Origin of the sequence: Rhodococcus sp. 077-4 (assembly GCF_047782425.1) — a bacterium.
GTDB lineage: Bacteria > Actinomycetota > Actinomycetes > Mycobacteriales > Mycobacteriaceae > Rhodococcoides.
Window position 1 is genome coordinate 1,599,973 of sequence record NZ_JAJPWC010000001.1, and the last position, 24,842, is coordinate 1,624,814.

A 24,842-nucleotide genomic window follows, 5' to 3' on the forward strand; every position below is an offset into this window, starting at 1 on the left:
TGTTACCCGAATCCATGTTTTCGGGCCGCTGTGATGGGGATTCGGTTTGGTTGCACCAGCCGAAATTCGCCCCACATATAGCAAACAGATACAGCGGCGGTCGCCATGTCCTGTCAACTGACAGAACGGCGCGACCCGCGTGAGGTGCTGGAAGGACGCATCTTGGCAGTCTCTAGCCAGACCAAGGCAGTTGTCGGAACACCGGGAGCCCCGAGGAGGGTTTCGTTCGCGAATATTCGCGAGCCGTTGGAGGTACCCGGTCTCCTCGATGTACAGACGGATTCGTTCGAGTGGCTGGTGGGTGCGCAGAGTTGGCGTGACCGTGCCGCCGCCCGCGGAGACAGCAGTGTCGCCGGTGGACTCGAGGACATCCTGACCGAGCTCTCCCCGATCGAGGACTTCTCGGGCTCGATGTCGCTCTCCTTCTCCGACCCACGATTCGACGAGGTCAAGGCCTCGACCGATGAGTGCAAGGACAAGGACATGACGTACGCAGCTCCGCTGTTCGTCACCGCCGAGTTCATCAACAACAACACCGGTGAGATCAAGAGCCAGACGGTCTTCATGGGTGATTTCCCGATGATGACCGACAAGGGCACCTTCATCATCAACGGCACCGAGCGTGTCGTGGTGTCGCAGCTGGTGCGTTCTCCGGGCGTCTACTTCGATCATTCGATCGACAAGACCACCGAGAAGGACCTGCACAGCGTCAAGGTGATCCCCGGTCGCGGTGCATGGCTCGAGTTCGACGTGGACAAGCGCGACACGGTCGGTGTCCGTATCGACCGTAAGCGTCGCCAGCCCGTCACGGTGCTGCTCAAGGCTCTCGGTTGGTCCACCGAGCAGATCACGGAGCGCTTCGGCTTCTCCGAGATCCTCATGGCCACGCTGGAGAAGGACAACACCGCCGGTACCGACGAGGCGCTCCTCGACATCTACCGCAAGCTGCGTCCGGGCGAGCCGCCGACCAAGGAGTCGGCGCAGACCCTGCTGGAGAACCTGTTCTTCAAGGACAAGCGCTACGACCTCGCTCGCGTGGGTCGCTACAAGATCAACAAGAAGCTCGGCCTCAACATGGGTCAGCCCATCGTGGCGTCGACCCTCACCGAGGAAGACATCGTCGCGACCATCGAGTACCTGGTGCGTTTGCACGCAGGTGAGACCTCGATGACCGCACCCGACGGCGTCGAGGTTCCGGTCGAGGTCGACGACATCGACCACTTCGGTAACCGTCGTCTGCGTACCGTCGGCGAGCTCATCCAGAACCAGATCCGCGTGGGCCTGTCCCGCATGGAGCGCGTCGTGCGCGAACGTATGACGACTCAGGACGTCGAGGCGATCACGCCGCAGACCCTGATCAACATCCGTCCCGTCGTCGCTGCGATCAAGGAGTTCTTCGGAACCTCCCAGCTCTCGCAGTTCATGGACCAGAACAACCCGCTGTCGGGTCTGACGCACAAGCGTCGCCTGTCGGCTCTGGGACCCGGCGGTCTCTCTCGTGAGCGCGCCGGCCTCGAGGTCCGCGACGTTCACCCGTCGCACTACGGCCGCATGTGCCCCATCGAGACCCCGGAAGGCCCGAACATCGGCCTGATCGGATCGCTCTCGGTGTACGCACGCGTCAACCCGTTCGGGTTCATCGAGACCCCGTACCGCAAGGTCGTCGACGGCAAGGTGACCGACGATGTCGATTACCTGACCGCCGACGAGGAGGATCGCCACACGCTCGCGCAGGCGAACTCTCCGGTCGACGATTCGGGTCGCTTCATCGAGGACAAGATTCTCGTTCGCCGTAAGGGTGGAGAGGTCGAGTTCGTCTCGTCCGACGACATCGATTACATGGACGTCTCGCCTCGTCAGATGGTGTCCGTCGCAACCGCGATGATTCCGTTCCTCGAGCACGACGACGCAAACCGTGCCCTGATGGGCGCGAACATGCAGCGTCAGGCCGTTCCGCTGGTTCGCAGCGAGTCGCCGATCGTCGGAACCGGCATGGAGCTGCGTGCAGCTGTCGACGCCGGTGACGTCGTCATCACCGAGAAGACCGGTGTCGTCGAAGAGGTTTCGGCCGACTACGTCACGGTCATGGCCGACGACGGATCGCGCAAGACCTACCGGATGCGTAAGTTCGCGCGCTCCAACCAGGGCACGTGCGCCAACCAGCGTCCGATCGTGGACGAGGGACAGCGCGTCGAGTCCGGCCAGGTCCTCGCCGACGGCCCCTGCACCGAGAACGGTGAGATGGCTCTCGGTAAGAACCTGCTGCTGGCGATCATGCCGTGGGAGGGCCACAACTACGAGGACGCGATCATTCTGTCGCAGCGCCTCGTGGAAGAGGACGTTCTCACCTCGATCCACATCGAGGAGCACGAGATCGATGCTCGCGACACCAAGCTCGGTGCCGAAGAGATCACTCGCGACATCCCGAACGTCTCCGACGAGGTCCTCGCAGACCTCGACGAGCGCGGCATCATCCGTATCGGTGCCGAGGTTCGTGACGGCGACGTGCTGGTCGGAAAGGTCACGCCGAAGGGCGAGACCGAGCTGACCCCCGAAGAGCGCCTGCTGCGCGCCATCTTCGGTGAGAAGGCTCGCGAAGTTCGCGACACCTCGCTCAAGGTTCCGCACGGCGAGAACGGAAAGGTCATCGGCATCCGCGTCTTCTCGCGCGACGACGACGACGATCTGCCTCCCGGCGTCAACGAGTTGGTCCGCGTCTACGTGGCTCAGAAGCGCAAGATCCAGGACGGCGACAAGCTCGCCGGCCGCCACGGCAACAAGGGCGTCATCGGCAAGATCCTCCCGCAGGAGGACATGCCGTTCCTGCCCGACGGCACCCCGATCGACATCATCCTCAACACCCACGGTGTGCCGCGTCGTATGAACATCGGTCAGGTCCTCGAAACCCACCTGGGTTGGATCGGCAAGACCGGTTGGAACGTCCAGATCGCCGCGGACGGCACGAAGCCCGATTGGGCCGAGCGTCTGCCCGAGGAGATGTTGGCGGCTCCGGCCGACAGCAACATCGCCACCCCGGTGTTCGACGGTGCCAAGGAAAATCAGCTCGCCGGCCTGCTGGAGAGCACGATTCCCAACCGCGACGGCGAGCAGATGGTCGGATCCGACGGAAAGGCCACGTTGTTCGACGGCCGCTCCGGCGAGCCGTTCCCGTACCCCGTCTCCGTGGGCTACATGTACATCATCAAGCTGCACCACTTGGTCGACGACAAGATCCACGCTCGTTCGACCGGGCCGTACTCGATGATCACGCAGCAGCCCCTCGGTGGTAAGGCGCAGTTCGGTGGACAGCGCTTCGGTGAGATGGAGTGCTGGGCCATGCAGGCCTACGGTGCCGCGTACACGCTGCAGGAGCTTCTCACCATCAAGTCGGACGACGTCGTCGGCCGCGTGAAGGTGTACGAAGCGATCGTCAAGGGCGAGAACATCCCGGAGCCCGGTATCCCCGAGTCCTTCAAGGTGCTCCTCAAGGAGCTCCAGTCGCTGTGCCTCAACGTGGAGGTGCTGTCCTCGGACGGCGCAGCCATCACGATGGCCGACGGCGACGACGAAGACCTCGAGCGTGCCGCAGCCAACCTGGGAATCAACCTCTCCCGCAACGAAGCTGCCACGGTCGACGACCTCGCTCAGTAGTTCAGTGATCCCCGTGCCTGCGTCACCGCAGGCACGGGGGTGATCACGCTTTTTCTGATTCGGTATCACAACACCCATAACGGGGAAAGGAAGTTACGTGCTCGACGTCAACTTCTTCGATGAACTTCGCATTGGCCTTGCCACTGCGGACGACATCCGTCAGTGGTCCTACGGCGAGGTCAAGAAGCCGGAGACCATCAACTACCGCACGCTCAAGCCCGAGAAGGACGGCCTCTTCTGCGAGAAGATCTTCGGCCCCACTCGCGACTGGGAGTGCTACTGCGGCAAGTACAAGCGCGTCCGCTTCAAGGGCATCATCTGTGAGCGTTGTGGCGTCGAGGTCACTCGCGCCAAGGTGCGTCGTGAGCGCATGGGCCACATCGAACTGGCTGCTCCCGTCACGCACATCTGGTACTTCAAGGGTGTGCCGTCGCGTCTGGGCTACCTGCTCGACCTGGCTCCGAAGGATCTCGAGAAGATCATCTACTTCGCTGCCTACGTCATCACCACGGTCGACGACGAGCTCCGTCACAACGAGCTCTCGACGCTCGAGGCCGAGATGGAGGTCGAGAAGAAGGCCGTCGCAGATCAGCGCGACGCCGATCTCGAGGCTCGTGCGCAGAAGCTCGAAGCCGACATCGCCGAGCTCGAAGCCGAGGGTGCCAAGTCCGACGTGCGCCGCAAGGTCAAGGACGGCGGCGAGCGCGAGATGCGTCAGCTCCGTGACCGCGCGCAGCGTGAGCTCGATCGTCTCGAAGAGATCTGGACCACGTTCACCAAGCTTGCTCCCAAGCAGCTCATCGTCGACGAGCTCATCTACCGCGAGCTCATCGACCGGTACGGCGAGTACTTCACCGGTGCCATGGGTGCCGAGTCGATCCAGAAGCTCATGCAGACCTTCGACATCGACGCCGAGGCGGAGTCGCTTCGCGAGACCATCCGTAGCGGCAAGGGTCAGAAGAAGCTGCGCGCGCTCAAGCGTCTGAAGGTCGTCGCTGCGTTCCAGGCCGGCCGTAACTCACCGATGGGCATGGTTCTCGACGCCGTCCCGGTGATCCCGCCGGAGCTTCGTCCGATGGTGCAGCTCGACGGTGGACGTTTCGCCACGTCCGACCTCAACGATCTGTACCGCCGCGTCATCAACCGCAACAACCGCCTCAAGCGTCTGATCGACCTCGGTGCTCCCGAGATCATCGTCAACAACGAGAAGCGGATGCTGCAGGAGTCGGTCGACGCCCTGTTCGACAACGGCCGTCGTGGACGTCCGGTCACCGGACCGGGTAACCGTCCGCTGAAGTCGCTCTCCGACTTGCTCAAGGGCAAGCAGGGTCGTTTCCGTCAGAACCTCCTCGGCAAGCGCGTCGACTACTCGGGCCGTTCGGTCATCGTCGTCGGCCCGCAGCTCAAGCTGCACCAGTGCGGTCTGCCGAAGCTGATGGCTCTCGAGCTGTTCAAGCCGTTCGTGATGAAGCGTCTGGTGGATCTGAACCACGCGCAGAACATCAAGTCGGCCAAGCGCATGGTCGAGCGTCAGCGTCCGCAGGTGTGGGACGTTCTCGAAGAGGTCATCGCCGAGCACCCCGTGCTGCTGAACCGTGCACCCACCCTGCACCGGTTGGGCATACAGGCGTTCGAGCCGCAGCTCGTCGAGGGCAAGGCCATTCAGCTGCACCCGCTCGTGTGTGAGGCGTTCAACGCCGACTTCGACGGTGACCAGATGGCTGTCCACCTTCCGTTGTCGGCCGAGGCTCAGGCCGAGGCGCGCGTGCTGATGCTGTCGTCGAACAACATCCTCTCGCCTGCATCGGGCCGTCCGCTCGCCATGCCGCGTCTGGACATGGTGACGGGTCTGTTCCACCTGACGCGTCTCGACGCCGGTGCTGTCGGTGAGCGTTCCGACGCCAAGACCGATCAGGCCGAGTTCGGGGCGTACTCCTCCCCGGCCGAGGCTCAGATGGCCGTCGATCGTGGATCGCTGACGGTTCAGTCGCAGATTCGAGTTCGTTTGACCACGCAGCGCCCGCCGCGTGACATCGAGAACGAGCTGTTCCCGAACGGTTGGACTCGCGGCGAGGCATGGACCGCGCAGACCACTCTTGGACGCGTTCTCTTCAACGAGCTGCTTCCGGCGGACTACCCGTTCGTCAACGAGCAGATGCCGAAGAAGCGTCAGTCGACCATCATCAACGATCTCGCCGAGCGTTACCCGATGATCGTCGTCGCACAGACCGTCGACAAGCTCAAGGACGCAGGCTTCTACTGGGCCACGCGTTCGGGTGTCACGATCTCGATCTCCGACGTCCTCGTGCCGCCGGAGAAGCCTGCCATCATGGAGACCTTCGAGGCTCAGGCCGACCAGATCGAGAAGAAGTACCAGCGTGGCGCACTCGACAAGGTCGAGCGCAACTCTGCACTGGTCAAGATCTGGCAGGACGCGACCGAGCAGGTCGGTAAGGCCATGGAGGCGCACTTCCCCGACGACAACCCGATCCCGATGATCGTGAAGTCCGGCGCAGCCGGAAACATGACTCAGGTTCGCTCGCTCGCCGGCATGAAGGGCCTGGTGACCAACCCGAAGGGTGAGTTCATCCCGCGTCCGATCAAGTCTTCCTTCAAGGAAGGCTTGACGGTCCTCGAGTACTTCATCAACACGCACGGTGCTCGTAAGGGTCTGGCCGACACGGCGCTTCGTACCGCCGACTCGGGCTACCTGACGCGTCGTCTGGTCGACGTCTCGCAGGATGTCATCGTTCGGGAAACCGACTGTGGCACCGAGCGCGGCATCGTCACGACGATCGCCGAGAAGACCGCCGACGGCAAGATGATCCGCGACGCTCACGTCGAGACCAGCACGTACGCCCGCACCTTGGCGAACGACGCTGTCGACGCCGACGGCACGGTCGTCGTCGCTCGCGGCCACGATCTCGGTGATCCGGCCATCGACGCGCTGCTCGCTGCGGGCATCACGTCGGTCAAGGTTCGCTCGGTGCTCACCTGCACCACGGGAACCGGCGTCTGCGCCACTTGCTACGGCCGTTCGATGGCCACCGGCAAGCTGGTCGACATAGGTGAGGCCGTCGGTATCGTTGCCGCACAGTCCATCGGTGAGCCCGGAACCCAGCTGACCATGCGTACCTTCCACCAGGGTGGTGTCGCCGGAGATGACATCACCGGTGGTCTGCCTCGCGTGCAGGAGCTGTTCGAGGCACGTGTGCCGAAGGGCAAGGCTCCGATCGCGGACGTGTCGGGACGCATCCAGCTCGAGGACGGCGATCGTTTCTACAAGATCACCATCGTCCCGGACGACGGTGGCGAAGAGGTTGTCTACGACAAGCTCTCCAAGCGTCAGCGTCTGCGCGTCTTCAAGCACGACGACGGCACCGAGCGCCTTCTGGCGGACGGTGACCACGTCGAGGTCGGCCAGCAGCTCATGGAAGGTGCTGCCGATCCGCACGAGGTCCTGCGTGTGATGGGTCCCCGTCAGGTGCAGATCCACCTCGTCAACGAGGTCCAGGAGGTGTACCGGTCGCAGGGTGTGTCGATCCACGACAAGCACATCGAGACCATCGTGCGCCAGATGCTCCGTCGCGTGACGATCATCGACAGCGGCTCCACCGAATTCCTGCCCGGTTCACTCACCGAGCGCAGCGAATTCGAGTCGAGCAACCGTCGCGTCGTCTCCGAGGGTGGCGAGCCCGCAGCCGGACGTCCGGTGCTGATGGGTATCACCAAGGCATCGCTGGCCACCGACTCGTGGCTGTCGGCGGCGTCCTTCCAGGAGACCACTCGTGTGCTCACCGACGCGGCGATCAACTGCCGCTCGGACAAGCTCATAGGTCTCAAGGAGAACGTCATCATCGGTAAGCTCATCCCGGCTGGTACCGGCATCAACCGGTACCGGAACATCACGGTGCAGCCGACCGAAGAGGCACGTGCCGCGGCATACGCGGTTCCGTCGTACGACGATCAGTACTACAGCCCGGATGGCTTCGGCCAGGGAACCGGCGCTGCAGTGCCGCTCGACGACTACGGTTTCTCCAACGAATACCGCTAGAGCGACTTCGTCGCACGTGAGCAGAAATTCGTAGCCCGCTACGAATTTCCGTGCACGACGACAGAGCGTGACACACAGAGCCCCGCATCGACTTCGGTCGGTGCGGGGCTTTGTCGTATCTGGAGGCGAGCGGTGAGTTTCCCGGGTCAGCCGGGTCGGTACGGATATGACTGATCAAGCACCCGGCAACCAAACACCCAGCACCATCGTGAACATCGGCGTGGCCATGTTCACCGTCGCGGACCAGGACGCGGCTCTCGATTTCTACTCGCGCGTGCTCGGCTTCGAGATTCGCGGCGATCTGCGGTTCGGCCCCGAGGGTGAGTATCGGTGGCTGGAAGTGGCGCCACCCGGTTCGACGGCACGGCTCGCCCTCAATCCGCCGATGGGGGGCGCGCCCGGCGGTGCGTCGATCGGTGTCGAAACCTCCGATGTCGCGGCCGAGCATGCGCGCCTGAGCGCGATCGAGGGCCTCGATCTGGACGACGCCTTCGAGTCGCAGGACGGTGCGCCGCCCATGTTCGCGCTGCGCGATCCCGACGGCAATTCGGTGTGGGTCGTTCAGGCCTGACTCGGGTACCGGGGCCTATGGGCGCTGCGATCGCGTCGCCGCTGCTACGCCGATGAATGCCAACGCGGCAAAGGTGAACAGCAGCAGTTGAGCCGATCGCAGCGTCGACGGTTCTCCGAGGTTCACCAGTACGCCCGCGAGAGCTGCGCCGAAGGCATTGGCGATCAGTTGGACGGTGTTGATGGCGGCGGAGGCGCGTGCGCCTTCGCCCGGTTCGGCCACCGCGGTCATGGCTCCGACCGCCAGGTGCGGCCACGCGATTCCTATTCCGACGCCCGCGACGATCAGACCCACTACCCACGTGGCGACAAGACCGGCACCGGCGTGGTCGGTGAGAAACGCTGCCATGATGCACAGTCCGGCGGCGACGAGTATCGGTCCGCCGATGACGATGCGTCGTACGACGCGCGGAGCGGTGGCCGAGGCGCTCGGTATTTCGCCGATGGTCCACCCCAATGCCAGTGCGGCTCCGAGGAATCCGGCCGCCAACGGTGCCAATCCGGCAAGTCGTTGGCCGAAGAGCGGGATGAACGTCTCTACCGTCGAGGCGACGGCGAGAACGACGATGGTCAGGTACACCCATTTCAGCGACGATGCCTCGAAGGTCGATGGCGGCAGTACGCCGTGCGCTGCGCGACGGTCTGCCGTCACGAAGGCGATCAGCAGAAGCACTCCTCCCAGGACCATCGCTGCGGTGATTGCGAGACTGGGCATCACTCCGGCGACGCTCACCATCAGTGCAGCTGTGGTCAGCAAGGTCAGCGACAGTGTCGGTACCGGGCTGGTCTCGGCGGCCTCGCTCGTGCGGGCGGGAAGTGCCCTTGGCACGAGGGCGGCGACCGCGAGTGCTGCGACGACGAGCACGCCGAACGCCGTTCGCCAGGCTCCGAATTGCGCGAAGATGCCGCCGATGGCCGGGCCGGCGAACGTTCCGACGCCCCACATGGCCGAGACCAGCGCAGCGCCGCGGGTCCAGAGATGTTGCGGCAGTGCTGCATTGATGACGGCGTAGCCGAGTCCTGCCAGGAGGCCGCCTCCCGCGCCCTGGATCGTTCGGCCCACCAGTAGCAGCTCCATCGTGGGGCTGACCGCGCATACGACGGTTCCGGCAGCGAAGATCGTCAGGCCGATCAGGTACGCGCCGCGCGGTCCGCGGGCGGCCAGAACGTTACTGACCAACATCGAGGAGATGACGGACGCGATGAGGAAAACCGTTGCGGTCCATGCGTAGTAGCGTTGGCCGCCGATCTCGTCGATGGCTGTGGGGAGCAGGCTCGTGGTGAGGTAGACGTTGGTCGCGTACAGCGCAACGCCGCCGGCGAGGACGGTGGCGGTGCCGACGTAACGGGCGCTGAGCAACTGTCGCCAGGTTCCGGTCGTGGATTCGGTGGGGGAGTGCATGGTGACGAAGGTTAGGATCTCAAGTGCACTTGAAGTCAAGTCCGTATATCTGCTGGGAGGCAGCATGATCCGAATCAGTGACGAATTGCTGTCGATCGGCGAGGTGGCGGCCCGAACCGGTGCTGCCGTGTCCGCTGTCCGGTACTACGAAACGCTCGGGCTCGTTCCTGCCGAGCGGACGGCCGGCAACGTCCGCAAGTTTCCCCGTCATGCGATTCGGCGGATCTCATTGATTCAGGTCGCGGTGCGGTTCGGAATACCGCTCGCCGAGGTTGCCGAGGTCTTTGCGTCCCTGCCATCGGGTCGTACCCCGAACAAGCGTGATTGGGCCAAGATCTCGGCTGCATGGAACCAGCGGTTGGAGGACCGCAAGCAATCGATAGCACGGATGCAGGAAGAGCTGACCGGCTGTATCGGCTGCGGATGTCTTTCGCTCAACAAATGCACCCTGCTGAATCCGGGGGACGAGCTGGGCAAGGCGGGTCCAGGGGCGCGGCTCATCTGAACCGACTCATCCCGCAGGCGGCTGACTACTTCTGGTCGAGGAACGTGTACAGCTCGGCGATCCCGTCGTCCTTCACGACGACGAAGTCCTGGCCGGCGACGACGGCCGGGGCATCGGGAGGCGACAGTGCCCAAGAAATTCGAGCGACGCTGCCCAGGGCGGTGGGTTCGGCAGTGACGGCGAACGTCAGGCCGTTGGAGGGACCGACCAATGCTCGGATTGCCTCGATGACCGCTTCTCGGCCGGTCGCTGTGTTCTCGGCGTCGTAGAACACCGCGTCGTGGTGGTACATGGCCTCGATGAGTTCGCGTCGCTTCGCGTCGTCGCTCGTGTTGAACACGTCGACGACGTTGCGGCGTGCCAGCTCCGCGGGCGAGTTCTGGTTCATGGTGTGCCCTCTATCGTTGGTTGTCGGGGTCGTGGGTTTCCGCACCCCCGGATTCAGCATCCCAGAAAGTGCGTGACATGTCACCTAAAGACGAGCAATCGACCCAGCGCTGGTTGACGCCCGCTCAGGAATCGGCGTGGCGCGCGTATATGGGCTTGTCGTTGCAGATGACGTTCGAGATGAACAGGCAGCTCACCGAGGACCACGGACTGTCCTTGGCCGACTATTCGGTGTTGGTCGCGTTGGCCGACAGCCAGGACGGCCGGCGCCGCGTGGCCGACCTCGCGTCGGAGATCGGCTGGGAGCGCAGCCGGACATCCCACCACCTCGCTCGCATGTGCGCTCGCGGTCTCACCGACCGCCAAGCGTCGAGCGGCGACGCCCGCGCCACGGATGTGGTGCTCACCGACGCAGGGAGGGCTGCGTTGGAGGCATCCGCGGCCGGCCATGTCGATCTGGTGCGTCGGTTGTTCTTCGATGGTCTCGATCCCGACGACGTGGCAGACCTCGGTGTTGTACTGACCCGTTTGCGTGAGCACGTGCGATCGAACGGAACGTTGCCGCGACCGCGATGACGGACCCGACCCGCCGAGTTCACTTGGCTGTCGGATCGATGACGAGCACAGTTTTCCCGAGCGCGACAGGCTCCAGTGATGGTGAGACGGGGTAACGAGGTACGGATCGGGCAGGACATCTCTCTGCGGGCGGGGGCCACGCGTCGACAGTTCCTGACGTGGAGCGCGCTGGTCGGGGCGCTGGCCTTCACACCGGAACTCGCGGGGACGTCCGCGACGGCAGGTGCCCAGTCGGTGATCACGCCCGACTACCCGTTCCGTCTCGGAGTGGCGTCCGGCGACCCCTTGCCCGATTCTGTGGTGTTGTGGACCAGGCTCGCCACCGATCCCTTTGCGCCGCTGGGTGGAATGACACCCGGTGTGGTGCCGGTGCGGTGGCAGATTTCGACGGACGAGCGCTTTGCGAACATCACCCGCGAGGGCATCGAGCTCGCCACCGAGTTCGACGGATGGTCGATACACGTCGACGTGCGAGGTCTCGAGCCGGCTCGCGAATACTTCTATCGGTTCCTCGTCGGACCGCATGCCAGTCCGGTGGGACGAACCAAAACTGCACCGGCACAGGGCCAGCAGCTCAACAGGCTCGATTTCGCGTGGGCGTCGTGCCAGAAGTGGGAGGACGGCTACTTCGGTGCGTACCAGGACTTGGCTGCGTCGAACCTCGACGTGGTGTTCTTCCTGGGTGATTACATCTACGAGTACGCGATCAAGGACGAGGGTGCACGCAAAGGCCAGCCGCGAACCGCATCGGCCGCACGAGAGACCATGGTGCTCAGCGACTATCGCGACCGGTATGCGATGTACAAGGCCGACGAGAACCTTGCTGCGGCGCACGCGTCGGCTCCGTTCGTCTCCACGTTCGACGACCACGAGGTGGACAACAACTGGGCCTCGCAGATCAGTCAGGACGACGACGATCCGCGAGAGTTCCTGTTGCGTAGGGCCGATGCTTTCAAGGCATGGTGGGAGAACACCCCGGTCCGCGCGAACCTGAAGCCCGTGGGCCCGGACATGAAGGTATACCGTCGGTTCTCGTTCGGGGATCTGGTCGACTTCTCGGTGTTGGACACTCGGCAGTACCGCAGCGATCAGGCGCACGGGGACGGCGAGCATGCGCAGGACGCCGAGACGGCGGATCCGTCGCGCACGATCACCGGTGCGGCGCAGGAGAAGTGGATACTCGACGGCTTTGCATCACCGTCGAAGTGGAACTTTCTGGCGCATCAGACGGTCATCGCCGATCTGGCCCGTGGTCTCGACAGTGATCGCAAGGTCGGCATGGATCCGTGGAGCGGGTACGAGGCTTCTCGGCATCGGATTCTGGACGGAGCCAGGGATCGTGGCACGAAGAACGTGGCCTCGATCGTCGGCGACATCCACCGCACGATCGTCTCGGAACTGCGCCGGGACTATCAGGATCAGGTGTCGCCGATCCAAGGCGTCGAGATCGCTACCACGTCCATCGCGTCGGGCAAGGACGGTGCCGATGTCGACTCCGCCGGGGCGGCCATCGCCAATGGCTCCCCCCACGTCAAGTACGGCAATGCTCGGCGTGGCTACCTGCGCAGCACGCTGACGAACACCGAATGGCGTTCGGAGGTAAGGGTTCTCGATCGAGTGTCGACGCCGGGAGCGTCGGCGCGAACCGCAGCGACGGTCACCGTCCCCGAGGGGCGCCCCGAGATCCAGCTGAGCTAGCGCAGATCAGCGCCCGTCGGCGATGATCTGCGCGACGTTGCGTTCGGCGAGTGCGGTGATGGTCAGCGACGGGTTGGCTGCTCCGGTGCTGCCGGGGATCAAGGCACCGTCGACGACGTAGAGACCGGGGTGGCCCTTCACGCGGCCGTAGTTGTCGGTGGCCTCGCCCAGTACCGCGCCGCCGAGTGGGTGGGCGGTGAAGGTGTCGTCGACGTCGCGGGTGAAAGGTTCGGCTGCGACGATGGTGCCGCCGGCCTGGGCCATCCGATTCTGCACTGCGCGTAGGGCTTCGACGGTGTCGCGGCTGCCGCCCTTCGGCCAGTTCAGCGTCAATTTGTTGGTGGCGGAATCGAATCCGAAGTTTCCGCGCAAAGGGTCGATGGTCATGCCGAGTGAGCCCAGGAAGCCCATGTTCACCGGAACGCCCGGGGTGTACCAGTTCTCGACGGTCAGCGGCAGACCGGAGTCGTCGACGATGCGGGATGCGCAGGGTGCCGCTTGGGGGCCTGCGGACATCGGTCCGAGGGATCGGGTCATCGAGGCGTCACCGTTGGTGCCCCAGCCGGTACCGACGAATTCGTTGAGATTCCCCAATGCTCCGGTGGTACGGGCGCGCATCAGCAGTTCGGTGGTGCCGATGGAGCCGGCTCCGAGAACGAGGGTGTCGCACGTGAGGGTTCGGGTCTCGACGATGTTGCCGAACGGGTCGAGTCGTTCGATCTCGACGCGGTAGCGTCCGCCGGATTCGGTTCCGATCGCCGCGACGCGGTGGCTGTGACACACCGTTGCGCGGCCGGTGGCCTCGGCTTGGGGGATGTAGTTCTGCGTCAGGTCGTGCTTGGCACCGTTGGAGTTGCCGAAGGTGCTTTCGCCTACGGTTGCGGATGGCCTCGAGCGGCCGCCGATCTCGTCGCGCACGACGTTCCAGTTCCAGTTGCCGTCGACTGCCTGGGGGGTGAAGCCTGCCCGCCGGGCGTGATCGTCCCAGGTGCGCGAGTGCGCGAAGTTGGGGCTGTTGTAGACGTCCTCGGGCATGGGCGACGGTCGGAGCATGGAGCGGGCCTTGGGGTACCAGGTGGCGGCCATCTCGTCGAAGTTCAGTCGTCCGCCGAAGGAGAGGTCGAAGAACTTCTTGTCGGGGGCGATCGTGACGCCGGTGTAGACGATCGAGCCGCCGCCGACGGCCGCTCCGCGCCAGACCGAGAGGTTCTCGTAGCGGGTGGTGTCGAGGACGCCGCCGAAAAGGTCGACCGGCCCGACGGGCATACCGGTGATGTTGGTGAACGAGCTCTGTTGCCACAGTCCGCGTCCGTCGGCGGTCATGTCGGCGGTGAAGATTTCGCGCCACGGGTCACGCGGCCAGCGCAGTCCACGTTCGAGGACGGTCACCGGGGTGCCGGCCTGAGCCATGCGGAGGGCGGCGGCGCTGGCACCGAATCCGGATCCGATGACGATGACCGGAGAGTGGTCCGGTGGACGCGGGGGGTCGGCGAACAGCTCCGGTACCAGTGCTCGGATGCGTTCTGCACCGATGGGAAGTGCGCCTGCCACGGCAGAACCCGGTGCTCCGGTGGAGCTCAGGACCGGAGCGGCGGCAGCGCCGAGCATTCCGGCAGCGGCCAAACGCAGCAGTTGCCTTCGATTCACGGACACTTCCCCCTAGAACACCTCACGGACACCGCCACCGATTCTGTCGTGTTTGTTGCGAGAAAGCCAACACTTCGGTCGGATTTGGGGACGGCTCCCAGCTCGGCCTCAGGTTTTGCTGGCACACTCCGCTCATGGTTTCGGCATCGGTGGCTTTGTTACTGCTCTTCGTGGCGGTACTCGGCATCGCGGCACACCTTCTCGACGCGCGCGGGCAGGGGATGCTCGTCCTGGGTGCGTTGGCACATGTCCTCATGCCGGCCGCCGTGCCCGGAACAGTCCTGGCGGCGTTGGCGTTCGGTCCGTGGGGGCTGACGGGCGGTCTTGTGGTGCTGGTCGTCGCGGCTGCAACCCAGGTACCGCTGCATCGGCGCAGATTCGTCTCGGACTCCGACCAGTCGAACCTGACGGTGCTGCACACAAACATCTGGCTGGGGCAGGCCGATCTCGATGCGTTGGTTGCACTGGTCGAGCAGCACCGGCCCGATGTGCTCACGCTCGTGGAGCTGACGCCTCAGGCGGAGGCGGATCTACGCGGCAGGTTGGTCGAGCTGCTGCCGCATGCCTATGTCAGTGCAGCTCCCGGCGGCGACGGCACCGGAATCTACAGTCGCTTCCCGCTCCGAGACCAGCAGCGGCACGACGGCTTCGTGACCGAGTTGCTGTCCGCGCGGGTGGAGATGCCGGGTCGGCCGCTCGTGTTCGCGGTCCATCCCGTGCCGCCCTGGCCGCGGGAGCCGTCCGAGTGGGTTCGCGAGCTCGGACTGTTGCGTGAGTTGCTGGCCAAGATCCCCGTCGACGACGGTCCCGTGGTGGTGGCGGGCGATTTCAACGCGACGCAGGATCATCGTCGCTATCGGGACTTGCAGGACGGCCGGTTCGTCGACGCCGCGGTGGCCACCGGAGCCGGGATGCTCAGGACATACCCGGCGCACACCTGGTACCCGCCTGTCATTGCCATCGATCACGTGCTGGTCGCCGACATGGCGGTCCGGTCGGTCGATGCGGTGCCGATCCCCGGTTCGGACCACCGCGGCATCGTCGCGCGGCTGCAGGTGCGGACCTAGCCTCAGGATTGCGCCGGCAACTGCTGCACCGACCACTTGTTTCCGTCGGGGTCGGCGAAGTACACGAAGGTGCCCCAGCCCTCGTCCTTGGGCGGGTCGATGCTCAGGCCTGCCGCGGTGAGGTGTTCGTAGGCGTCCTGGACGCTGTCGACAACCATCAGAATCCCGGCTCCCTTGCCCGGCTCGGCGTCGGTGATGTTCTCGCCGATCGCGATGGAGCACGCCGAGCCCGGGGGAGTGAGCTGGACGTACCGGATGCCGTCCCAGGGGCGGGCATCGTGGTCGGCGTTGAAGCCGATCGACACGTAGAAGTGCTTGGCCCGGTCGACATCGGTGACGGCGAGAGTGACGAGTTCGATCTTCATGGTGAGGTTCATGAGGTAATTCTGAACGGCATTGCGGACAACTTCGGTCCGCGATGTTCCCCTTGGACCGAGAAATATGCCCGACGCCTCGTCGGTTGAATTGATCGTGCTCTTCTCACTGCTCGACAGGTCTCGCACTCGAACCGGTTTCGACGACGCCTCGGCGCTACGTCATACCGTCGAACGGGCTGTGCATGCGGAGACGATCGGGCTGCATCGGTTCTGGGTGGCCGAGCATCACGGCGTTCCCGGAATCGCGTCGGGCGCACCGGCGGTACTTGCCGCGGCGGTGGCGTCACGGACTTCGAGCATTCGCGTCGGGTCCGGTGGGGTGATGCTGCCCAATCATCAGCCGCTGATCGTGGCCGAGCAGTTCCTGATGTTGGAGTCCCTCTTTCCCGGGCGGATCGACCTGGGCGTCGGCCGTTCCCTCGGGTTCACCGAGCCGGTCCGGGAAGCATTGCGAGGTGGGCGCACCGACACGTTCGAGGACGACATTGCCGAATTGCGTTCGTATCTCGACGGTTCCGGCTCGGTGACGGCCCGGCCCGCTGCGCCGCCGCCGCCGGTGTTCGTCCTCGCGACCGGAGCCGGCCTCGAGGTTGCCGCCCGAGCCGGACTCCCGGTGGTCGTCGGTGGACCCGTGCTGCAGCACGACGACCCATTGGCGCTGTATCGCAAGCACTTCCGGCCGTCATCGACGAATCTCGAACCGTATGTGATCGTCTCGCTCGACGTGACGATCGCGGCCGACGCCCAGGATGCGCGCAGGCTTGCCGTACCGGAGGCGTGGGCGATGGCCAGGTCGAGACGCGAGGGTGAGTTTCCGGCTCTGGAACCGGATTCCGCGATCGATGCCGTGCAGTGGACGCCGCAGACACGCAGCCGAGTGGAGGCGTCGCTGGCGTCGAGCATTCTCGGCACTGCTCTGCAGGTCCGTCCTCGGCTCGAGGAAATAGTCGAACGTACCGGCGCGGACGAGATCATGGCCTCGACGTCCACCTACGATCGCGCCGAACTGTTCGACGCGGATGCCGCCTTCGCTCAGCTCGCCGGAGTGGCGGGCTGAACCGGAGCGGTCGCCGCCAGGGCTGCCACGAGGTCGCGCTGTATGTCGGTGGCAGGCACGGTCGCGTCGACCACGGCCGATACCGGTAGCCGCAGTCTGCGGTCGGCCTCGGTGCGGAAGACCAGGCCGGTCTTGGGGGTGCTGTCGGCGGTGCTGGCGTACAGGATCGACCAGCACTGCGGGTGGTTGAGCAGCTCGGCGCTGGCGGTGTGGTCCGACGCCACGGGTGGGCCGAAGGTGAGTGGTAGTCCGCTGTGCTTCATCTCGCGCTCGATCACCCGGTGCAGCAGAATCTGTTCGCTGCGTTTGGGTAGCAGCAGGGGGTAGTCGGCGAGCTGGCTCAGGCTCGGGTTGTCCTCGGCTGCCAGGGGATGGCCCTCGGCGAGCACGACGACGAGGTCCTCGGTCCACAGTTCGGTCACGTGCAGCCCGGAGCGTTCGACGCTGCCACGGATCAGCGCGACCTGGCAGTCCCCTGATGTCACCGCTTCGATCTGTTCTGCGAATCGTTTCAGCACGAAGTCGATCTCGGCGTCGGGATGGCGCTCGCGTACCGCGACGATGGCGGCGATGGCGTTGGCGGCGAAGGTCATGTTTCCGGTCAGGCGCAATTGATTCTTCTTGCGCGTCGCCAGCGCCAGGGCAGCTTGCTCGAGCTCCACCATGTGTCGTGCGATGGACACCAATTGTGCTCCCACAACGGTCAATCGGACGGTGCGAGAGGTGCGCTCGAAGAGTGGCTCACCGATTTCTCGTTCCAGCTTGGAGATCTGCAGACTGATCGCCGATTGCGAGACGTAGCAGCGTTCTGCCGCGCGCGAGAAGTTCAATTCCTCCCCGACCGCGAGGAAGTACTTCAGCTGTCGAAGCTCCATGTGGTCATTCAATCATGAGTTCTGCTCATAGATGCTATTTCAAGTTTCGCGTTGATAGACCACGGCGGTGGGAGTTTCATGGAAGTAGTTCGCAGATCGGTGAAGTGTGTTGCTCGGAAAGGTAAGTGCTGTGGAAACGTACGACGTCGTCATCGTGGGATCGGGATTCGGAGCGTTGGCTGCTGCCAAGACTCTGGGCAAGGCCGGCGTGACGTTCTCTCTGATCTCCAGCACCACCGAGCACTTGTTCCAGCCGTTGCTCTACCAGGCTGCCACCGGAATGCTCTCGACGGGTGAGATCGCCCCTCCGATCAGACGCATTCTGGCGCAGTACGATTCGGCCGACGTTCGTCTCGGCCGCGTCGTCGATGTCGACCCCGAGCGCCACCAGGTGACGTACGTCGGCGGCGGTCGGCGCCACACCATCGGCTTCGGTCGCCTCATCGTCGCCACGGGTGCCACGCAGGCGTACTTCGGCCGCGACGAATTCAAGGACCGCACGTTCGCGCTCAAGACAGTCGACGATGCGATCGCTCTGCGTGAGCAGATCCTCAGCTGCTACGAAACCGCGCATCTGACAACCGATTCGGCCGCCCGCAAGGAGTTGCTGAGCTTCGTCGTCGTCGGTGCGGGTGCGACGGGTGTCGAACTCGCCGGTCAGATCAGGGATCTCGCGCATCGCTACTTCGCGGGCTCGTTCCCGGATATCGAGCCGAGCGACGTCACGGTGACGTTGGTCGACGGGGTCAAGGAAGTGCTGCCCGCGTTCGGCGGCAAGCTGAGCGCCTACGCCCGCACCAAGCTCGAGAAGTCGGGCGTCGACGTCGTCACCGGGGCCATGGTCACCGATATCGCCGACGACGTCGTGACCGTGCAGGACGTGGATACCAAGACCTCCCGCACTTTTGCGGCCAAGACCGTCATCTGGTCGGCGGGCGTGCAGGCCAGTGAATTGGCCGCCACGATAGCCGAGCGCACCGGATGCGAGACCGACCGTGCCGGACGGCTTCTCGTGCACGACGACCTGACCGTGGGCTCGGCCGAGGACATCTACGCCATCGGCGACGTGACGTCGCTGAACAAGCTGCCCGGGCAATCGCCGGTGGCGATGCAGCAGGGCCGCCACGTGGCGAAAACGATCATCGGCAAGGTCGACGCGGGTACGCCGTTCGAGTACACCGATAAGGGCAGCATGTCGATCGTCGGCCGATTCAGCGCTGTGGCGCGGTTGTTCGGCAAGGTCGACATGTCGGGACCCATCGCCTGGGTCATGTGGCTCGCGGTGCACCTGATGTACCTGGTCGGCTTCCGGAACCGCTATGTCGCGGTGGTGTCGTGGATGACGTCGTACATCGGCGACAAGCGGCCCCACTTCCAGTACACCGACCACTCCGCTTCTACGGCTCAGCTCACCGGCGAGACGTCGGACACCAAGGAACGCAGGGCTGCCTAGCTGCTCACGAGCCCGTTGCGGTAGGCCCAGATCACCACGTGCACTCGGGTATTGACGTCGAGTTTGCGGCAGATGTTGCTGATGTGGGTTTTGATCGTGCTCTGTTCGAGGTGGAGTGACCGGGCGATTTCGCTGTTACCGAGGCCCTGCGCCAACAGTTGAACCACCTCCATCTCGCGCACGCTCAGATCATGCTGCGGGGCAGGGGACTTCGGCGGTGTTGCAGCCGCGCCGCGGCGGGCGAACTCGCTCATCAAGCGCGGAGTCAGGCGCGGCGACAGCACCGCTCCGCCGCCGGCGACGGTAACTACGGCGTCGGCGAGTTCGTCCGGGTCGGTGTCCTTGAGCAAGAAGCCGGATGCTCCGCTGTCGAGAGCCGCGAACACGTAATCGTCGAGATCGAACGTGGTGACGACGAGGACACTGACGCTGCCGCCGTCGGTCGAATTGCGCGACAGTATTTCTCGCGTGGCCGTCAGTCCGTCGCCGTCGGGCATTCTGATGTCCATCAACACGACGTCCGGTTTCAGTGCAGACACTTGTTGCACGGCGTGCCTTCCCGATATCGCGTGCCCGACGACCTCGATATCGGGATGGCCGGCAAGGAACAACTCGAATCCCTGCCGAACGACCGGTTGATCGTCCGCGATGAGCACTCGAATCATGCAGGCACCCCGATCATGTAGGCACTCCGGTCATCCGAACAGCTCGGCGGGCTGCGAGATCGTTCCGCCTACGGGCACTCGTGCGTGCACGGTCCACCTGTCGCCGTCGGCAGACGATCCGGCATCGAGGGTTCCGCCGAGCAGCGCAGTGCGCTCCCGCATTCCTGGTATACCGAAACCCTGACCTGCCGAGTCGTGATCGTCTGTTGTTGCCGAGGTGATCGAGTTGGTGACGGTCACCTCGATGGCCGAGGATCGAGTCGTCACCTGCACCTGCACCTGCACGGCGCAGTCGGGTGCGTGGCGTCGGGCATTGGACAGTGATTCCTGAACGACGCGATAGCACGTCAACTGCACGGCGCTGTCTGTGTCGTCCGTGTTCTCGACGTCGCCGACCATCCGGAACTCGATGGACGAGAACGACATTCGTGACTGGTCGATCAAATCGGGGATGTCGGCGATCATCGGCTGCGGTGCGCTGTCGGTGCGATCGGTCGGGCGCAGGATCCCGACGATCTGGCGCAGGCTGTCGAGGGTGCGCTGGCCATGTCCGATTGCGCCCGTGAGCAGTTCGCGCGCCTGCTCGGGTTCGGTCGAGATGAGTGTCCTCGACGCCTTGGCCTGGATGAGCATTCCGGTCAGGTGGTGGGCTGCGACGTCGTGCAGTTCGCGTGCCATGGTTCGGCGTTCGTTCTCCAAGGCCGCGTCCAGTTGTTCTCTGTGTTCGAGTTCGGCTCGGTCGAGGGCGGCCTCGCTCTCGAGTTCCTGTGCCCGCCCACGCGCGATGTACTTCCCCAGTGCGATGAGCACGGTGTAATTGATGGCGAGGTTCACGATCTGTTCGGCCACCACGCCGATCGTGCCACCGGGACCGGCCGCTGCATCCGGGAAGGACAGGCGGGTGTCGACGCTGACGAGAATTTCGAGGATCAGTCCGACGGCGATGGGGGCGAACAGGCGCGGCCCGGTCACTCGAATCGCCAAGGCGGCGATGGCAAACCAGTACAGCGGGGTGAACCCCAGAGTGCGGTCCGGCAGCACCAGGATCAGCGCGACACTGATCGCCACCACCGTCAGATACGCCATGACGGGAAACGCGCGACGCACACACGTCACCGCGGTCATAGCCAGCAGGGCAGCGACGCTCACCGCGATCAGGGTTGGGCTGCTGACGAGTTCGTCCCTGGTGTCACCGACCATTCCTGTCGAGAGCTGGAACCCGGCGTAGACGAGCGTGGCCAGCAGCATTTCGATCGGCAGCACCACAGGATTGCGTGGCCGCCAGGCGGGACGAAAGGCACTCAGTCTCCCGGAACCGCCCAGTATCCCGGACTCACCCAGCCTCCCGGAAACGCCCATATCAGTGCCGACTCCGTTCTCCTGCAGTATCTTTCGTATTCTTCGTACCCACTACCCACAGCGGTCCGGTGACGAACCAGAAGAAGGTGATGACGCCGAGAGGCCCGATCACTGCTTTCAGCGCTGCGGCCTGCTCAGAGTCTGCCACGGTGTAGGCCAGTGCGTAGGTGATCGCCAGGGCGATAGCGGCGGCGAGTAGCCATTTCACGAAACTCCGGATCTCGTTGCGGAATGCCTGCGGACCGGTTTTCGGGGGCTTGACCGGAGCGGGTCCGCCCGCGAATCGGTGCGCGAAACGTACATCGAGCCAGGCCACGGTTGAGTGCGCGAAGACGACGGTCCAACCGAGGTAGATGCCGGCGAGGCGGTGTGCGAATTCGACCTCGCCGCCGCGGTGTAGATCGAGGGCGACGGCCGCCACGAGGACGATGTCCAAGACGGGGAGCAGGGCGAGCGTGATCGTGCTGGCGAGCCGCAGCCGTGCGATGTAGCGCAGGCACAGGCCACCGACCACGAGTACCCAGAAGCCGACCTCGCAGATCGCGATGGTGAGCAGAATCGGATTGTTCATGGGCCACATTTCACCGCAGCCGTCGTGCGCGCGACACCCCCGCGGAGGCGTCGTACCTGGTTGTTCGGCAGAAGGTACGACGCACATCTCCACCGAAAGTCGTAGCCGGGAGCTATGCATCAGGCGGGCTAAGCTCTTCGGCGTGATCCGCTTCGGAGTGTTCGGACGTCAACCGAAGATTTTCTGGGTCTTCGTTGCTGTGGTCTTGGTTGCGGTGGGAGTCATCGTCGTCGACTCGCGCGCGACCGGCCCTACGGAGGTTGCGTTGCCGGAGACGCCCGCGTCGAGTGGGTTCAGCGCGTCGAGCCGTGACCAGAGTGGCGCGCCGACATCGATACCGGGTTGCGATGCCGTCGTCGCGTCCGGCTCCGAGAGTTTCGTCGGAGTGATCTTCCAGCTCGGCGACGGCAGCTACGACGATCCTCGCTATCCGTGGTTCTCCGGGCGTAAGGCAACTGCGCTGTCCGACGCGCTTGCGTCGGCGTTGCCGGCAGGCACCGCCATCGAGTTCGCCACACCCGGTACGGCCGCGTTCGGCACCGAATCGGCGTTTCGATTCGGACCGGTCCAAGGTCCCATGTCCGACGGTTCTATGTCCGACGGTTCCATGGACGACGGTTCGGTGCATGATCTCTCGATGTTCGCGAGCTCCACTGCCGCCGGGCTGCTGATTCGCGACGGCCGAGGTGCCGACGTGACGGTGACGATCTCGAAGTCGACTGGTGGTGTACCGCCCTGTGTCGCCGGTGATCTCGACAGCAGGCAGGTGACGGCAGACGGTGCGGTCGTGGACACGAAGGAGGCCATCAGCGAAGACGGTGGCAGGAGGGCGGTGACCAGGACGGCGATTGTCCATGCGCTCGACGGAACGATGTTGCAGGCCAGCGCAAGTCAGTTCGTATCGCCCAACGAGGTGATGTCGATGGACGAGCTGATTTCTCTGGTGTCGCCGAGCGATCTCCGGCTCGGCGCACCGATACCGGACGGAACCCGCCCGCCTCCTGTTCCGTGCGACAGGCTCGGTGAGGCGCAGGCTGGACCAGCGGTGAACCGTGCCGACGCAGACCGTATCGGTCTTGCGCTGGAACAGGCCCGCATCCGCGCGCTTCGGGCCGTGATTGCGTTCGAGCAGCCGCTGACTCCGATGCAACGCGGCGCGTTCGCCGACGACACTGTGTGCGCGGCCGGAAGGATCGTCACCCCTGGTTCGGAAGGCGTTGTGACGGTATCGATCACGGGTGGGCAGCCGCTTCCCGAAATTCCCGACAAGTACGATCCGGCTGCTGATCGCTCGGTGTACACGGTTCGTCTGCCCGACGGATCCATCTCCGAGCGCTCGAAGTTCGGTGCCCGTACCGTGACCGTCACCCGGCCGTCCGGCACCCGCATCTGCATCTCGTCGACGTCGGCGGGCGAACTCGTCACCGTCGGCAATCTCGAGTCCATCGCGACAGCACCGGGTTTGGACCTGTGAGCGCCCGGTGGCCGGTGTGGCTCGCGGGCACCGCAGCAATGGTGGCCGTCGTTGCGGCGGTGATCGTCGTGCAGGACGACCCGACTCCTGTGGTGGCGACCGCGCCGGCATCGACCACTACAGGAACCCCGACGGTTCCGCGTGCGCCCGAGGTCCAGTGGTCGAGATCGGCCGAGGATGTCTACGGTCGCGAATTCGCGCAGTTTCGCGATCCGGGTGTGGGCAACCAGTTCGATTCCAGTGCAGCCACATTCATCGATGCCGGTGACGTATACATCACCTCTGTCGGTCTGCCCGATCCGTCCAACAGTAATTTCGACGCCCCCGCCATGGTGGGTCTCGATGCGACGGATGGATCCACGGTGTGGCGGCGTGACGATATTCGAGTGGACTCTTGTGCGGACCGTCTATTCCTCGGAGATGTGGTCTGCGTCTCGGGTGTCGAGTCGCAGGAATCGGAATCTACGATCGTGCTGGTGAACGCCATGACCGGTGAGGTTGATTCCGTTCGTGCCCCGCAGCGTGTCCTCGCCGTCGGAACCGATGGATCTTCGGTCTACACGGTGAATTCCACTGTGACACCGCAAGGTTACGAGGGGACGCCGCAGCTGAGGAAGGGCTCGGTAGACGATCTCGGTCGCGAATGGGTCAGCGAATTCCCCGGCGTCGCTCTTTACGCAGGTTCGCAGGGGCCGGCCATAACTCTCGACGGAGCGTACGGCTTGGGCCGGTTCGGTTCGACGGCAATAGGATTCGACTCGGCTACCGGCGCAATCACCTGGAACCGGGGGTATCCCGACAGTTGCGTGCAGCAGCCGTACCGGGTGAAGCCGGCGCTGGTGATCATGACCGAGATGGTGTGCTCGCAGTCCGAGGCATTCACCGGCACTGCCGCTGTCGCTTCCGATGGTCGAGTTGTAGCTCGGTCATCGACGCCGATTTATCCCTATCCCGAAATCGACGCTCCTGCTGACCTATCGCTGCCGATGATTGTCGGTGATACCGCGTTCGACCGTTCGACCGGAGCGTTTGCCTGGTCGAGCCCACTGTTGGCGTCGAGCAATGGTGTGGCCGTGGTCGGCGACGTGGTGATTGTGCGTGGCTCCGGAACCGCACTGGTGACGGCCCTCGACCTGAAAACCGGGGCGATCCGGTGGGAGAACGATCCTGATGACTACTACCCGATCACCGCATACGCCGACGGTCTCGCGTACTCCACGGTCGGCGGTGTCGTGGAGTCGATCGCTCTGGATGACGGTTCGACCCGGCGGCGAATCGAGATCGAGCCGACGCCCGATCCCCATGCATCGAATCGCTACCTGGGATCGCGGGTGACGGAATCCGGCGATCGTCTGGTGTATTCGTCCACAGCAACGCTTGCTGTCATGGACCGCTAGACGCCCTGTGGACCTGGTGCGTTGGCAACTACAGTGGAAGTACGCATACAGGACATA

The 24,842-nt window shown here is 64.4% G+C and carries 19 protein-coding genes; 11 read left to right on the plus strand and 8 right to left on the minus strand.

What is annotated here, in order from left to right:
* The first annotated feature begins 144 nt into the window (after positions 1-144).
* The 3 genes from rpoB (at position 145) to ACNEOT_RS07955 (ending at position 8,276) form a co-directional block, all read left to right on the plus strand.
* The gene (gene rpoB / locus ACNEOT_RS07945; RefSeq protein ID WP_415973697.1) at positions 145-3,651 is read left to right on the plus strand and encodes a DNA-directed RNA polymerase subunit beta; all 3,507 of its coding nucleotides are present in this window, start codon (positions 145-147) and stop codon (positions 3,649-3,651) included.
* 97 nt (positions 3,652-3,748) lie between these two features.
* Positions 3,749-7,705: a DNA-directed RNA polymerase subunit beta' gene (locus tag ACNEOT_RS07950; RefSeq protein ID WP_415973339.1), complete on the plus strand. Its 3,957-nt coding sequence runs from the start codon at positions 3,749-3,751 to the stop codon at positions 7,703-7,705.
* A 166-nt stretch (positions 7,706-7,871) separates the two neighbouring features.
* Positions 7,872-8,276, plus strand: coding sequence for a VOC family protein (locus ACNEOT_RS07955; RefSeq protein WP_415973340.1), 405 nt, complete (start codon positions 7,872-7,874; stop codon positions 8,274-8,276).
* A 15-nt stretch (positions 8,277-8,291) separates the two neighbouring features.
* On the opposite strand, the gene ACNEOT_RS07960 is transcribed toward ACNEOT_RS07955, so the two are convergent.
* The gene (locus ACNEOT_RS07960; RefSeq protein WP_415973341.1) at positions 8,292-9,677 is read right to left on the minus strand and encodes an MFS transporter; all 1,386 of its coding nucleotides are present in this window, start codon (positions 9,675-9,677) and stop codon (positions 8,292-8,294) included.
* 67 nt (positions 9,678-9,744) lie between these two features.
* On the opposite strand from ACNEOT_RS07960, the gene soxR reads away from it, so the two are divergent.
* On the plus strand, positions 9,745-10,182 hold the full coding sequence (gene soxR, locus ACNEOT_RS07965; RefSeq protein WP_415973698.1) for a redox-sensitive transcriptional activator SoxR: 438 nt from the start codon (positions 9,745-9,747) through the stop codon (positions 10,180-10,182).
* A 25-nt stretch (positions 10,183-10,207) separates the two neighbouring features.
* Here soxR and ACNEOT_RS07970 read toward each other — a convergent pair whose 3' ends face one another.
* Positions 10,208-10,570 carry a nuclear transport factor 2 family protein gene (locus ACNEOT_RS07970; RefSeq protein ID WP_415973342.1) on the minus strand — a complete coding sequence of 121 codons (363 nt, stop codon included), beginning with the start codon at positions 10,568-10,570 and terminating at the stop codon, positions 10,208-10,210.
* A 77-nt stretch (positions 10,571-10,647) separates the two neighbouring features.
* Here ACNEOT_RS07970 and ACNEOT_RS07975 point away from each other — a divergent pair, with 77 nt between their 5' ends.
* Together ACNEOT_RS07975 and ACNEOT_RS07980 are read left to right on the plus strand one after the other, a co-directional pair.
* Entirely contained in the window at positions 10,648-11,145 is a 498-nt protein-coding gene (locus tag ACNEOT_RS07975) for a MarR family winged helix-turn-helix transcriptional regulator (RefSeq protein WP_415973343.1), read from the plus strand.
* A 78-nt stretch (positions 11,146-11,223) separates the two neighbouring features.
* Entirely contained in the window at positions 11,224-12,843 is a 1,620-nt protein-coding gene (locus ACNEOT_RS07980; protein WP_415973344.1) for an alkaline phosphatase D family protein, read from the plus strand.
* A gap of 6 nt (positions 12,844-12,849) precedes the next feature.
* Here the strand turns inward: ACNEOT_RS07980 and ACNEOT_RS07985 are convergent, their stop codons facing one another.
* Complete coding sequence (locus tag ACNEOT_RS07985) at positions 12,850-14,451, minus strand: GMC oxidoreductase (RefSeq protein ID WP_415973699.1); 1,602 nt, start codon at positions 14,449-14,451, stop codon at positions 12,850-12,852.
* A gap of 173 nt (positions 14,452-14,624) precedes the next feature.
* On the opposite strand from ACNEOT_RS07985, the gene ACNEOT_RS07990 reads away from it, so the two are divergent.
* On the plus strand, positions 14,625-15,557 hold the full coding sequence (locus ACNEOT_RS07990) for an endonuclease/exonuclease/phosphatase family protein (RefSeq protein ID WP_415973345.1): 933 nt from the start codon (positions 14,625-14,627) through the stop codon (positions 15,555-15,557).
* A gap of 2 nt (positions 15,558-15,559) precedes the next feature.
* On the opposite strand, the gene ACNEOT_RS07995 is transcribed toward ACNEOT_RS07990, so the two are convergent.
* Positions 15,560-15,934 (minus strand): VOC family protein, encoded by a 375-nt coding sequence (locus ACNEOT_RS07995; RefSeq protein ID WP_415973346.1) that lies wholly within the window; start codon positions 15,932-15,934, stop codon positions 15,560-15,562.
* A gap of 94 nt (positions 15,935-16,028) precedes the next feature.
* Between ACNEOT_RS07995 and ACNEOT_RS08000 the strand changes: the two genes are divergently transcribed.
* Positions 16,029-16,991: an MsnO8 family LLM class oxidoreductase gene (locus tag ACNEOT_RS08000; RefSeq protein WP_415973700.1), complete on the plus strand. Its 963-nt coding sequence runs from the start codon at positions 16,029-16,031 to the stop codon at positions 16,989-16,991.
* On the opposite strand, the gene ACNEOT_RS08005 is transcribed toward ACNEOT_RS08000, so the two are convergent.
* A complete protein-coding gene (locus ACNEOT_RS08005) occupies positions 16,967-17,866 on the minus strand; it encodes a LysR family transcriptional regulator (RefSeq protein WP_415973347.1) in 900 nt (299 codons plus the stop codon). The genes ACNEOT_RS08000 and ACNEOT_RS08005 overlap by 25 nt on opposite strands.
* A gap of 130 nt (positions 17,867-17,996) precedes the next feature.
* Between ACNEOT_RS08005 and ACNEOT_RS08010 the strand changes: the two genes are divergently transcribed.
* Positions 17,997-19,319 (plus strand): NAD(P)/FAD-dependent oxidoreductase, encoded by a 1,323-nt coding sequence (locus ACNEOT_RS08010; RefSeq protein ID WP_415973348.1) that lies wholly within the window; start codon positions 17,997-17,999, stop codon positions 19,317-19,319.
* On the opposite strand, the gene ACNEOT_RS08015 is transcribed toward ACNEOT_RS08010, so the two are convergent.
* The 3 genes from ACNEOT_RS08015 to ACNEOT_RS08025 form a co-directional block, all read right to left on the minus strand.
* Positions 19,316-19,984, minus strand: coding sequence for a response regulator (locus tag ACNEOT_RS08015; RefSeq protein WP_415973349.1), 669 nt, complete (start codon positions 19,982-19,984; stop codon positions 19,316-19,318). The genes ACNEOT_RS08010 and ACNEOT_RS08015 overlap by 4 nt on opposite strands.
* A 30-nt stretch (positions 19,985-20,014) precedes the next feature.
* The gene (locus ACNEOT_RS08020) at positions 20,015-21,247 is read right to left on the minus strand and encodes a sensor histidine kinase (protein WP_415973350.1); all 1,233 of its coding nucleotides are present in this window, start codon (positions 21,245-21,247) and stop codon (positions 20,015-20,017) included.
* 97 nt (positions 21,248-21,344) lie between these two features.
* A complete protein-coding gene (locus tag ACNEOT_RS08025) occupies positions 21,345-21,914 on the minus strand; it encodes a hypothetical protein (protein WP_415973351.1) in 570 nt (189 codons plus the stop codon).
* Between the two features lie 142 nt (positions 21,915-22,056).
* Between ACNEOT_RS08025 and ACNEOT_RS08030 the strand changes: the two genes are divergently transcribed.
* Together ACNEOT_RS08030 and ACNEOT_RS08035 are read left to right on the plus strand one after the other, a co-directional pair.
* Positions 22,057-23,388, plus strand: a complete 1,332-nt coding sequence (locus ACNEOT_RS08030) for a hypothetical protein (RefSeq protein ID WP_415973352.1) — start codon at positions 22,057-22,059, stop codon at positions 23,386-23,388.
* Entirely contained in the window at positions 23,385-24,785 is a 1,401-nt protein-coding gene (locus ACNEOT_RS08035; protein WP_415973353.1) for a PQQ-binding-like beta-propeller repeat protein, read from the plus strand. Before ACNEOT_RS08030 ends, ACNEOT_RS08035 begins: the two co-directional genes overlap by 4 nt.
* Positions 24,786-24,842: the final 57 nt, after the last annotated feature.